The sequence below is a fragment of the Oribacterium sp. FC2011 genome, assembly GCF_000701645.1.
Lineage (GTDB): Bacteria > Bacillota > Clostridia > Lachnospirales > Lachnospiraceae > Oribacterium.
Genome location: NZ_JNJM01000012.1, coordinates 112,345 through 124,168, shown reverse-complemented (window position 1 = coordinate 124,168; position 11,824 = coordinate 112,345). Strand labels below are relative to the sequence as shown.

Annotated in this window: 11 protein-coding genes and 1 pseudogene; all 12 read left to right on the top strand. The window is 41.7% G+C overall.

The genetic code is table 11. The features are described 5' to 3' along the window. The first annotated feature begins 8 nt into the window (after window positions 1-8). The 12 genes and pseudogenes from T357_RS20325 (at window position 9) to T357_RS0111200 (ending at window position 11,756) form a co-directional block, all read left to right on the top strand. Complete coding sequence (locus T357_RS20325; RefSeq protein WP_049962393.1) at window positions 9-419, top strand: bifunctional adenosylcobinamide kinase/adenosylcobinamide-phosphate guanylyltransferase; 411 nt, start codon at window positions 9-11, stop codon at window positions 417-419. 62 nt (window positions 420-481) lie between these two features. Continuing rightward, window positions 482-1,477 (top strand): adenosylcobinamide-phosphate synthase CbiB, encoded by a 996-nt coding sequence (cbiB, locus tag T357_RS0111250; RefSeq protein WP_031552494.1) that lies wholly within the window; start codon window positions 482-484, stop codon window positions 1,475-1,477. A 197-nt stretch (window positions 1,478-1,674) separates the two neighbouring features. Continuing rightward, window positions 1,675-1,872 carry a helix-turn-helix domain-containing protein gene (locus tag T357_RS0111245; protein ID WP_197027337.1) on the top strand — a complete coding sequence of 66 codons (198 nt, stop codon included), beginning with the start codon at window positions 1,675-1,677 and terminating at the stop codon, window positions 1,870-1,872. A 39-nt stretch (window positions 1,873-1,911) separates the two neighbouring features. Next, window positions 1,912-2,934: pseudogene (locus tag T357_RS22210) on the top strand (AAA-like domain-containing protein); the annotation flags it as partial. Window positions 2,935-3,099: 165 nt separating this feature from the next. After that, entirely contained in the window at window positions 3,100-4,140 is a 1,041-nt protein-coding gene (locus T357_RS22205; protein ID WP_031552548.1) for a threonine aldolase family protein, read from the top strand. A 15-nt stretch (window positions 4,141-4,155) separates the two neighbouring features. Further along, window positions 4,156-5,328, top strand: a complete 1,173-nt coding sequence (locus T357_RS0111230; RefSeq protein WP_049962392.1) for a pyridoxal phosphate-dependent aminotransferase — start codon at window positions 4,156-4,158, stop codon at window positions 5,326-5,328. Window positions 5,329-5,427: 99 nt separating this feature from the next. After that, entirely contained in the window at window positions 5,428-6,270 is an 843-nt protein-coding gene (locus tag T357_RS0111225; protein WP_031552487.1) for a hypothetical protein, read from the top strand. Continuing rightward, the gene (locus T357_RS0111220; protein ID WP_031552485.1) at window positions 6,242-7,450 is read left to right on the top strand and encodes a hypothetical protein; all 1,209 of its coding nucleotides are present in this window, start codon (window positions 6,242-6,244) and stop codon (window positions 7,448-7,450) included. Before T357_RS0111225 ends, T357_RS0111220 begins: the two co-directional genes overlap by 29 nt. Window positions 7,451-7,544: 94 nt before the next feature. Further along, window positions 7,545-8,477, top strand: a complete 933-nt coding sequence (locus T357_RS0111215) for a DUF2156 domain-containing protein (RefSeq protein ID WP_031552483.1) — start codon at window positions 7,545-7,547, stop codon at window positions 8,475-8,477. 169 nt (window positions 8,478-8,646) lie between these two features. Next, complete coding sequence (locus T357_RS20320) at window positions 8,647-9,315, top strand: GNAT family N-acetyltransferase (RefSeq protein ID WP_197027336.1); 669 nt, start codon at window positions 8,647-8,649, stop codon at window positions 9,313-9,315. 104 nt (window positions 9,316-9,419) lie between these two features. Continuing rightward, window positions 9,420-11,039, top strand: a complete 1,620-nt coding sequence (locus T357_RS0111205; RefSeq protein ID WP_031552477.1) for a cobyric acid synthase — start codon at window positions 9,420-9,422, stop codon at window positions 11,037-11,039. 114 nt (window positions 11,040-11,153) lie between these two features. Beyond that, window positions 11,154-11,756, top strand: a complete 603-nt coding sequence (locus T357_RS0111200) for a cob(I)yrinic acid a,c-diamide adenosyltransferase (RefSeq protein WP_031552474.1) — start codon at window positions 11,154-11,156, stop codon at window positions 11,754-11,756. The last annotated feature ends 68 nt before the right edge of the window (window positions 11,757-11,824 follow it).

The following is an 11,824-nucleotide window of genomic DNA, read 5'->3' as shown; positions in this document are numbered from 1 at the left end:
AGGAAAATATGATTCTTATCATAGGCGGAATGTGTCAGGGAAAGCATGACTTTTGTAAAAGCGAGTTTCCTGATGCTGAAGTGAAAGAACATTATGAAGAGAAGGTTCGTGAGAATCTGAAGGAAGGCAAAGATCCGGTTTCTGAGGCGGAGAAGTGGCTTGATGAAATATCAGCCACTATGGAAATTGATGGTACTGATACAGCCGTTCATTTATCCATGGATTCTGAGAACCGGTTTAAGGAACAAAATCCACGGGAACTTGTCATCATCATGAACGAAGTAGGATCCGGGGTTGTACCCATGGACAAGGATGAACGGGAATGGCGTGAGGCAGCTGGACGAGTCAGTTGCTTGTTTGCTAAGAGAGCCGACAGAGTTTACAGGTTACTTGCAGGGATTCCTCAGAGATTGAAATAACCTTATCAAAACACATCAGGATGACTTGAAAAATATAAAACATAATTTAGACGGGAAATAAAATGTACGAACGTATAATAATTCTTATCATGGCACTGATACTTGACCTTGTTTTCGGAGATCCCCATAACTGGTTTCATCCGGTTATGGCTATGGGACGAGCCATCGAGTGTCTGGAAATAATTCTGAGAAAAATGTTTAAGCTTTCCGAAGAAGCGGAAGAGGATAAAGAAAAAAAGTGCATTGCCGGCGGGATACTTGTAGTGATAATGCTGGTGGTATTTACAGCGATACCCCTTACCATAATCCACATAAGCCGCATGTTCGGGGAAAACATTTCCTGTGCCATAAGTGCGTTTCTCGCGTACCAGATGCTGGCCATGAAGCAGCTAAAGATAGAATCAATGAAGGTGTTCAAGGCGCTTCAAAGAAAAGATCTAAAGGGTGCCAGGGAAGCAGTTTCCATGATCGTCGGAAGAGATACAAAACAGCTTAACGAATCCGGAATCACAAAAGCGGCGGTAGAGACCGTGGCTGAAAATGCCTCCGACGGAGTTGTAGCGCCGCTCCTTTTCATGATGGTTTTCGGAGTCGCCGGCGGCTGGTTCTATAAGACAGTGAATACCATGGACTCCATGATTGGATATAAAAACGAAAAATATCGATATTTTGGTACCGCGGCAGCCAGACTTGATGACATACTGAATTTTATTCCGGCGAGAGTGACCGCACTTTTCATGGTAATAGCCTCAGCTTTTCTTAACCTCAACTGGAAAAATGCCTTCAAAATCTGGATGCGTGATGCAAAGAAGTCTACGAGCCCGAACTCAGGGCAAACTGAAGCAGTTATGGCAGGAGCCCTGGGAGTAACCCTCCTTGGTGATGCGTGGTACTTCGGAAAGCTTGTAAAAAAACCGGAAATCGGAGACAGGCTCCATGATATAAAGCCGGAGGATATCGAAACCGCCAACAGAGTGATGTATCTCTCAGTATTCATGATTTATGTTATAGGGATTTTGATTATTAAAGAGGTAATGGTGAGATTTGGACTGATATGATTTTCTTTTAGGTAAAATGAAAGTAAAATAATCGGATTAAAAGTAATATGTGTAATGCTTGTGCATACTATATCAATGGTATACATTAAAGGAAATACTTCATAATTCCGATTCTAACCGATTGGAATTCCAATCGGTTAGAACCAAACGTGGAAGACTTATATTAATTCCAAAGCTTTTGAAGGATGGTGATTCAAATGCTGATTAAAGAATTGAGAAAAATCACTGGATTGTCACAGGCCGATTTCGCAAAAAAGTTTCATATTCCGGTTGGGACATTATCTCATTGGGAGCAGGGAGTAAGAACTCCACCAGACTATGTGGTTTATATGCTTTCAAGAATTATCTATATGGAACGAGAGCAGTATCAAAAGAGAAGATATGATTTTACATAAGATTTGTATTGATGCAGCGGTAGAAAGGACAATGTTTAAATGAAGACATTTAATACAAGTGCAGTATGTATACCTGAAAAACACTACATGGTGGATCTCTCTGAGAGGGTAAAAGAAATAAAGAAGATGGTTGATGCAGGTAAGTATTTTACCATTAACAGGGCAAGGCAGTATGGAAAAACTACAACTCTTAATGCTCTTTCCAGATATTTAACAGCAGAGTATGAAGTTCTAAATTTGAGTTTTGCGGCTATCGGTGCTGCCGGTTTTAAAACAGAAGAAGAGTTTGTAAGGGCGTTTTGTCGCCAGATAATAAGGCGAAGCAAGGCAGGCTTCTTAATTCCCAATAATATCAAAAAACAATTAGAGGAATATGTGGCAAGAAAAGAGGATAAAGCTAAACTAGATGAAATGTTTGATACATTGCTCGATTGGTGCGATGAGTCCGAACGAAAGATTGTTATGATCATAGATGAGGTGGATAGTGCAACCAATAATCAGGTTTTTTTGGATTTTCTGGCACAGCTTAGGGATAACTATATAAACAGAGATACTATAGGAATAAAGACATTTCACTCTGTTATCCTTGCAGGGGTCACAGATATAAAACATCTTAAAAGTAAGATACGCGAAGAGTCTGAAGCAAAGCAGAATAGTCCATGGAATATAGCATCAGATTTCGATATTGACATGAGCCTGTCAGAGAACGGAATCAAGGGAATGTTAGATGAGTATGAGAAAGACCATCATGTGAGGATGGATACTGCAGAAATTGCAAAACTAATTCATGACTATACAAGTGGGTATCCATTCCTTGTCAGCAGGATATGTGAACTTTTGGATACTGTAATTTCCGGCAGTATGAGTTTAAATGAAGTGTGGTCCGCAAGAGGAATTGATGAGGCTGTAAAACTTATTCTCAGTGAGAAAAATACGCTTTTTGAGTCATTGACAAAAAATCTAAATAACTACCCGAATTTAAGGGCATCAATTCGAAGCATCCTGATGGAAGGCACTAAAATTACCTGGAATGCCTTTCAGGATGAATTGGATCAGATGCAGATGTATGGGCTTATAAAAAACGATCATAATACAGTCCGAGTCTCAAATCGTATTTTTGAGATAATGCTTTACAATTTGTTCCTTTCCGATGAAGAGTTAAAGAGTAATGTCTTTTCACGTGAAGGTGAGCTTGCAAAAAATCAGTTTATTGAAGATGGGATAACAATGCAAACACAACAAAAACTTTCGTTTACATCCGATTATATGGAAGGGGCACATCCTGAGATATTGAAAAGACTGACAGAGACTAATCTGTTGAAAACCACAGGATATGGTATGGACGAGTTTTCTGAAGCTGCCAGAGATAAAATAAGAGCAGCCTGTGAGGCTCCGGAGGCGGATGTATATTTTCTTGTTGGGGGAACTCAGGCTAATGCTACAATGATTGATGCAATGCTTCGTCCATATCAGGGTGTAATGGCGGCAAAAACCGGTCATATAAGCGGACATGAAGCAGGCGCTATAGAGGCAGGAGGCCATAAGGTACTGGAGCTTCCTCATCATAACGGAAAGCTTGCAGCGGAAGATATAAAAGAATGCATCAAACGATATCAGGAAGATGATAACAGAGACCATACCGTTATGCCGGGAATGGTTTATATTTCACACCCAACGGAGTATGGGACATTATATTCACTCAGCGAACTTAAGGATATCAGCGAGATATGCAGGGCTTATGATATTCCGCTTTATCTGGATGGCGCAAGACTTGCTTATGCTTTGGCGTGTCCTGAGAACGATGTGACTCTTCCTGATCTGGCAAAGCTCTGTGACGCTTTTTATATTGGTGGCACCAAGTGCGGAGCCTTGTTTGGAGAGGCAGTAGTCATCCCTCAGCATGATCGTATACCTCATCTTTTTACCATTATAAAACAGCATGGTGCCCTTCTTGCCAAGGGACGCATTGCGGCGATACAGTTTGAAACATTATTTACTTCTGATCTTTACAGCAGGATAGGAGAGACTGCTATTAAGGCCGCTGACAGGATACGGAAAGCGCTTGAAGAAAAGGGCTATGTTTCTCCGATTTCTTCCCCCACAAATCAGATTTTTGTTACTTTGGAAGATAAAAAGGCATCTGAGCTGAAAGAGAAAGCCGGGCTTGGTTTTTGGGAAAAGCCGGATGATAAGCACACGGTTTTACGTATTGTTACCAGCTGGGCTACAGAGGATGAAGATGTAGACAGACTTATCGATATTCTTTGATGGAGGACTGTTTAATTGAATTACAATCATGGAGGAGACATATACGGAAATAAGGTTACGCTGGATTTCTCTGTGAATATAAACCCTCTTGGGATGCCGGAATGCGCAAAGGAAGCTGCCGTAATAGGTGTAGAACTAAGCACCGGCTATCCTGATTGGGAGCAGAGGGAGCTTAGACATGCGTTATCGAAATATCTCGATGTACCCGGAGAAGATATACTTTTTGGCAACGGGGCTTCGGATCTGATCTATCGACTTATGATGGTGCTGAAGCCAAAAGAGGTTCTGGTTCCGGACCCATCATTTTCTGAATACAGATCAGCGGCGGAAAAAGCCGGTGCAAAGGTTCTGGACTTTATTCTAAAGGAAGAGGATTCCTTTCGCTTTACGGATGATGCAGTGGCTGCCTTTATTGACAGAATAGAGCACCTGGCAGCAGGGTCTGCCGTTTTTTTATGTAATCCGAATAATCCCGATGGAAGCATGATTCCAAAGCGGATGCTCCTTCGCATTTATGAAGTCTGCGAGAAGAAATCTATATGGCTCATAGTGGATGAATGTTTTCTGCCATTCAGTTCCCGTGAAGAAGAGTATTCGTTGATTCCTAACATCAGGAAAAGAGCAAATGAATTAACAGACAGCAGTTTTGATGATCATGAGAACGAGAATAGGGATGATGATCATCTCATCGTCCTCCGGGCATTTACGAAGATATATGGTATGCCGGGGCTAAGACTTGGATATCTGGTCACTGAGAATCCGGATCTGATCAGAAAAATAAGAGAAGCTATGTCACCATGGGAGATTAATACACCGGCGCAGATGGCGGGTGTGGCAGCTCTTTCGGATGGCGATTATCTCAAGGAAACGAGACGAATGATAAAAGAAGAACGGAAATATCTGATAGATGAAATCCTGAGAAACGGACTTGCTGAAAGGATATATAATCCCGATTCAGAAGCTAACTTCATTCTTTTCAAAGTTTCGTGCAATTCAAAAGACCTTAAGTACAAATTGAAGGAAAAAGGGATACTGATAAGAGACTGCAGCGATTTTTCAGGGCTTGATGGAAGATTCTTCAGGATCTGTGTCCGCAGGCATGAGGAAAATGCTGAGTTGATAGAGACATGGAAGAACATAAAAAATGTAGCTTGTAAAGGTTTTAATAATATAAATAATATGCTTTAGATTCCTCAGAAATCAGGAATACATTGGCATTGCTTTGAATTTTTATCGACGTTTTACGGACAAAGAAATTAACGAAAAAAGGGAGGGAGTTTGTTTCATATGACAGGGATTAAAAAAATTATAACCGGTTTTCTTACATTGACAGTCTCCGGCCTGATGCTTACAGGCTGCAACACGGACATGACAAAGGGGCTGAGGGAGCATTATACAAAAGAAGAAGCTTCGGATGAACTTAAGACCGGAGCGGAAAAGATGGAAGAATGGATAGGCAAAAACTGTCCCGATGGAAAGGCTGTATCTATGGAAAACAGTTTCTGTCAGCTTACCGGCGGTCCCATATTCCTGACCGGTTTTGTTGAAGGAGAGTTTTCAGACGGCAGGGAAACCTACGATTACCTCATGAATGTAGAGAATGGGGAACTGTATCTTGACCCGGGAGGGGAAAAGAGACAGGAGTTTTATGATGAATGCCGGGCTCTTGTGGAAGAGGGTCTCGGAGTAGATGAATTAATCATGGATAAGTCTGAATACAGCAATATGTCATTCGTGCTCTCAATGGGAATGGAAGACCGGATCATGGTTGATGAGGCCCATAAGCCGGGAGCCGAAACAGACGATAAACTGAAAAAAGGTGCACTGGGATTCTGGCTTACTAATATAGAGACTCATGGGTATCTTCCGGCCTCTCTTGTACTTTCCGACGGAGAAGTACGTGATTTTGTCAGAGACAGAGATCGAAAAGATCTGATCGTTGTCGGGATGAATGTTTATGTACCGGAAGAGACAGATCTGTCGATTTATACAGTTGATAATATAGAAAGTATCGAAAAAGAATACGGTTTATATTTTGAAAGACTGATTTTAAATACAGATAAGGAGCAGTTGGATTTCAATCAAAACGGAGATGAAAGAAATGTTTCTATATCAAAGAATGAGAAATAAAAGACGACTGTTTTTTGCAGGTCTCATAGTTGTGATCTTCCTTGTGTCCTGCGGTTTTTCCAGCTGCCGCGGTCCTCAGTATGAGGAAGGTGACAAGACAAACCTGGAAGAAACAGGCAAAAAACAGATGCAGGAATGGCTGGATCAGCATATGAAGGGATCTCAGGTTCTGTCTTCCGAAGGATATGTAATTATGATCCCCAGCGGTCCCCACTATCTTACAGACCTTGTTACGGGAACATTCTCCGATAAGGGTGAAACCCGGGACTATCTCGTAGATACAAGATCAGACGGGGTATATATCGCATATGACAACACCCTGTTTAACGAAGTGTGTCAGGATTACGTTTTTGAAATATTGAATCTTGAAGATTTTCGTGAAGACTGTAATGTAGACAGACTGAGCACCGGATTTCGTATCCCGGCAGGGGGCAAAAAAAATGTTTACAGAGAAACATTTGTAAACGAAGTCTGGCTTCCGGGAGAACTTGTCCTGAAGCTGGAGGAGGCCGCCAATGATGATGTTCTGAAAATCCTTGAGGAATTTGTACGAAATAAGGACAACAGACAGTTGATCGAGATAGGAGGTTCCATCAGAGTTCCTGATGAAGCTGTCCTTGAGAAATACAATCTGGATTTTTGGGTGAAATCGCGGGAAGAAGACGGATTATTCTTTGAAAATTTTGACCTTTCGGATTCTTTTGAAGATATAGCTACTTACAGCGGTCGGGCAGTTTACCACAGATACGGTTTCCACAAGGTGGATGAACCGGATATTCGTATCCGTATGAAGGAAACCTATTGGGTTGAGAAGGAAGAAAAGGGAGAAATAAAGGTGATAGAAGGCAGGGACAGTGATTTTAATGACCTGTCATTCCAAAAAACAAATGACGGGTACCTCATTACTTTCCCTGACCGGGAACATACCTTTGATTTTTCAATATATGCAGACAAAGATTCTGAGTTCCTGAAACACGAATACCACAGCCATGAGGACCGTGAAGCATATAAGAGCCCGGGATCAGTGATCAGCGGTGACAGATATTTTGAAAATGATCTTTACTGGAAAGAAGCAGGGGAGGAAGGCTTCCTTTTAACAGGCAGTGATGGAATCAGAAAGCTGTTTTTCGGAGGAGAAGAGCTGATCCCAAGAAGTGATTTCCAGGGAAACACTGATTAAATCAGCGCTTTACTAAGTGGATTTTCAGGAGCTTTACGAATTAATAAAAGGGACAACAAAGGTTGAAAAACATGCGCTTACATAGGAGACTAAAATGAATTTGGATTTTTTTATACCGAGGTCAGCTGATGCTGAAAGAATAGCCCCTTTTTATTATATGAGACCCAATAAGGCATGTGACAGCGGTGTAATTGATACTTTTATATGGAGAGAAAGTTACGATATCCGGGTATCTATAGCAGATGATAAAGCGTTGCTGATTCTGATGAAAAGTGATGGAGAGTGCTTTTCGGCCATGCCTTTTTGTAAAGAGGAAGATCTTCAATACTATTTTTCTGTCATTGAAAAGTATTTTAACGAGGTTTTGAAGAAGCCGTTAAAAATGTATCTTGCTGACGAAGAAGCTGTAGAGACATTGGCCTTAAAAGATGATCCGCGTTACTATGTGAAAGAGGAAGCTGATCTTAAGGATTATCTCTATAAAGGAGATGATCTCAGAAATCTTTCGGGTAAAAAATATCATAAAAAGAAAAATCTTGTGAACAAGTTTTTAAAAGAATATGAAGGAAGATGGGAATACAGGACACTCCGCTGCAGTGACAGGGAAGATTTGCTTGATTTTCTTGATAAATGGTATGAAAAACGCACAGAAGATGAAAAAGAAACCGGAGATGCTCTGGAATATGAAGTTATAGGTATCCATGAGATGATGAAGGAATGCTTTTCTCTAAAAGAATTCAGAGCAGGCGGCATCTTTATAGACGGTCACCTTCAGGCCTTTTCATTGGGAGCTTTAAATCCGAGGGAAAATATGGCCTGCATAGCTATAGAGAAGGGTAATTCCGAAATACCCGGGATTTATCAGGTCATAAACCAGCAGTTTCTGATACATGAGTTTCCGGATGCAGAGCTTATAAACCGGGAGGATGATATGGGGCTTCCGGGACTCAGAAAAGCAAAAGAAAGTTATAATCCTATCGGCTATGAAAGAAAATACATGGTACTGCAGAAGGACTTTAAAGGCTGATATGAAGTATTAACACCATGAACTCACCGTACAGCAGTGAGAGGATGTGGGGAAGCTCCCTGTGTTAATGCTGATTTTTATCAAAGTATCGGAGTGTTGACAGATCCCAAAGAGCAATGTGCAGAATTGATATATCCGGAGGTGCCATAGGGACATGGGAAATATCTGTATGAACGGAATTTGTGTATTAACAGAAAAAGATCAGAAATATGAAACAAAAGCTCTTTATGAGGAAGTCTTTCCAGATGACAAGGGACCGTTTTCTGACTGGTACTATGAGGACAGGTGTAGTGATAACATCATAGTATGCAGGAAGGAGAATGGCGAAGCTGTTGCCATGTCGCATCTGAATCCACTCACTGTTGGCGGTAAAAACGGACAAACGGCTGAAATATATTACATATATGCTGTGGCTACAAAAAAAGAATACCGCCACAAGGGGTATATGACGGATGTATTAACAAAGAGCTTTGAGATACTTCGGGATAAGGGAGTGCCCTTTTGTTTTCTCATTCCTGTTTCGGAATCTCTTTACCGGTCTTTTGGATTTTATACTGTTTCAAAATTTACATTTGAGCGTATACAGGATTTTTCCCGGGTCGTTGCAAACTATGATTTATATATCATGGAAGATGAGAATTATGTCAGAAGAGCCCGTAAAGAGGATGAGTTATGTGAAAACCGCGAGGATGGTCTCCCAAAGGATCCAAATATTATGGTGAAGATCATTTCCGAAAAATCTTTTGTAAAATTCAGTGGTCTTTCGGAGGATGTTAATGAAACAGAAATGATTGACTGGCTCAGAAATCAAAGGATATATATAGCTGAAGCTGTGTGATGAGATACAGGTATCCCGATGCAACAAGAAAAAACGGGTAGTCTCAAGTTAAAGATTTGAAAGGGCAAAGGATTTTGGAACAGAAGATAAAAGCTAAAGCGATCATGATACAGGGAACAATGTCCAATGCCGGGAAAAGTCTCATTGCGGCAGGACTGTGCCGTATCTTCAGGCAGGATGGGTACAGAGTTGCACCCTTTAAATCTCAGAATATGGCTCTTAACAGCTTCATAACCGATGAAGGCCTCGAGATGGGAAGAGCTCAGGTGGTTCAGGCGGAGGCAGCAGGTGTTAAGCCATCGGTTTTAATGAATCCGATTCTTTTGAAGCCTACAACAGATGTCGGTTCTCAGGTGATTATTAATGGAAAAGTCAGCAGCAACATGACCGCAAGGGAATATTACAGGCATAAAAAAGTTCTCATACCTGTTGTGAAAGAAGCCTATGAAAAGCTGGCTTCGGAGTATGACATAATCGTTATAGAGGGAGCCGGAAGTCCCGCGGAAGTAAACCTTCGAGACGATGATATCGTAAATATGGGCATGGCGGAGCTTGCGGATGCGCCGGTGCTTCTGGTTGGTGATATCGACAGGGGAGGAGTGTTTGCGCAGCTTTACGGAACCATAGCACTGCTGGAAGAACATGAACAGGCGCGCATAAAAGGACTGATAATCAACAAATTTCGGGGAGATAAGACAATTCTTGATCCGGGTTTAGATATCCTGAAGGAAAAAACCGACAAGGACATCCTGGGAGTTGTGCCTTATATGGATGTGGTGATAGATGATGAAGACTCGCTGTCGGATCAGTTGAGGTCCGGAAAATACATAAGAAAGATGTCAGGCCCCCAAATATATAAAGAAACGGAAGGCGGTAATGGAAATAGTTTGGAGGATGTTTTGGGAGATGACAACGAAACTATGGTTTCGTTTCCTGACATAGCTGTTATCCGCCTGCCCCGCATCAGTAATTTCACGGACTTCACGGCGCTTTCTATGGAACCGGAAGTTTCTCTCAGATATGTTTCAAATGTGAGAGAACTCGGAGAGCCTGATGTGATCATTATCCCCGGAACGAAAAGTACCATCAGAGATATGGAGTGGCTGAGAGCCACGGGGCTTGAGGCAAAGCTGATGCAGAAGCACCATGCAGGCACACTTATCATAGGAATCTGCGGTGGCTATCAGATGCTTGGGGAGCGGATCATTGATGAAAAGGGTGCGGAGACCGGCATCGGAACTGAGACGAAAGGTCTCGGATTACTGCCGGTAGTCACAGAGTTTGCCGAAGAAAAGACTAGAACCAGAGTGACATTTGAACTTCAGGGCTTAGGTGGATCGTTCGAGACATTAAACGGAAAAACAGTCAGTGGCTATGAAATCCATATGGGAAAAACCGGAGATATTGCGGCATCAAATGGTTTAAGCGTTGATGCATTAAAGAATGAGCAGACAGAGACCACTGAGAAAGAACAGGATTTCGGGAATTGCCTTTTTACATGTTGTGACAATGTTTTAGGCACCTACGTTCATGGCTTCTTTGATTCTGATGAACTCCGAAAGGCATTTCTGGATATATTTTACAGAAAGAAGGGAATCAATCCCGACAAAATCGAAATATCAGAGCGAAGCTATAGGGAGTTCAAGGAGGAACAGTACGACAAACTTGCTGCAATTTTGAGAGATTCATTGGATATGGAAAAGATATATAGTATGATTCTATAAAGTTAAGGTTTTGAAACAAATGTGTTTCGAGATTTCCTGAGGCATCTTAACAGATATGAAGATGGCTCAGGGATTTATAGCAGTGATCAATAGAAATTGACTGAAGGTTTACAGATGGTTCACATTTATCATGGAAATGGAAAGGGGAAAACCAGTGCGGCGGTAGGGGCAGCCATCAGGGCGGCAGGACACAACATTCCTGTGGTGTTTTGTCAGTTCCTTAAGGACGGCATGTCCGGAGAAATCAGTGTACTTGAGAAGATACCGGGTATACTGGTTCTTTTTCCTGAGCATTTTTACGGGTGGACTTCAAAGATGACCCCGGAAGAGCTTGCTGCCACAAGAAAAGACTGTGACGAGATGTTCGGCAAGGCCATCAGAACCATGACCATGATCCTGCAGAATCAGCCAAAGGCATTGAAAGCTTTTGAGGAAAGACGAAAAAAATCCGGAATCATAACCAGAGATGTGAAAAGGCCGGATATAGTTGCACTTTTTGTGTTTGATGAGATTCTTGATGCTGTAAATAAAGAGCTTCTGGATCAGGATATGCTGGCAAGGTTTCTTCTTCAGCTGCCGGAATATGTGGAAGTGATCCTGACTGGGAGAAACCCTGACATTACCATTCTTTCCATGGCTGATTATGTGACGAATATGGTAAAGGACAGGCATCCTTACGATGACGGGATTAAAGCAAGGGTCGGAGTGGAGAAATAGAAGGCAGGAGATTTTGGAGTACAAATATCCTTATCATAAAGATATGGATAAAAGGGATTCCGAAAAAA

Excerpts from the sequence above, each read along its gene's own strand:
- T357_RS20325 (WP_049962393.1), top strand. The coding sequence starts at position 9 with ATGATTCTTATCATAGGCGGAATGTGTCAGGGAAAGCATGACTTTTGT.
- cbiB (WP_031552494.1), top strand. The coding sequence starts at position 482 with ATGTACGAACGTATAATAATTCTTATCATGGCACTGATACTTGACCTT.
- T357_RS0111245 (WP_197027337.1), top strand. The coding sequence starts at position 1,675 with ATGCTGATTAAAGAATTGAGAAAAATCACTGGATTGTCACAGGCCGAT.
- T357_RS22205 (WP_031552548.1), top strand. The coding sequence starts at position 3,100 with ATGCAAACACAACAAAAACTTTCGTTTACATCCGATTATATGGAAGGG.
- T357_RS0111225 (WP_031552487.1), top strand. The coding sequence starts at position 5,428 with ATGACAGGGATTAAAAAAATTATAACCGGTTTTCTTACATTGACAGTC.
- T357_RS0111220 (WP_031552485.1), top strand. The coding sequence starts at position 6,242 with ATGTTTCTATATCAAAGAATGAGAAATAAAAGACGACTGTTTTTTGCA.
- T357_RS0111215 (WP_031552483.1), top strand. The coding sequence starts at position 7,545 with ATGAATTTGGATTTTTTTATACCGAGGTCAGCTGATGCTGAAAGAATA.
- T357_RS20320 (WP_197027336.1), top strand. The coding sequence starts at position 8,647 with ATGAACGGAATTTGTGTATTAACAGAAAAAGATCAGAAATATGAAACA.
- T357_RS0111205 (WP_031552477.1), top strand. The coding sequence starts at position 9,420 with ATGATACAGGGAACAATGTCCAATGCCGGGAAAAGTCTCATTGCGGCA.
- T357_RS0111200 (WP_031552474.1), top strand. The coding sequence starts at position 11,154 with ATGGTTCACATTTATCATGGAAATGGAAAGGGGAAAACCAGTGCGGCG.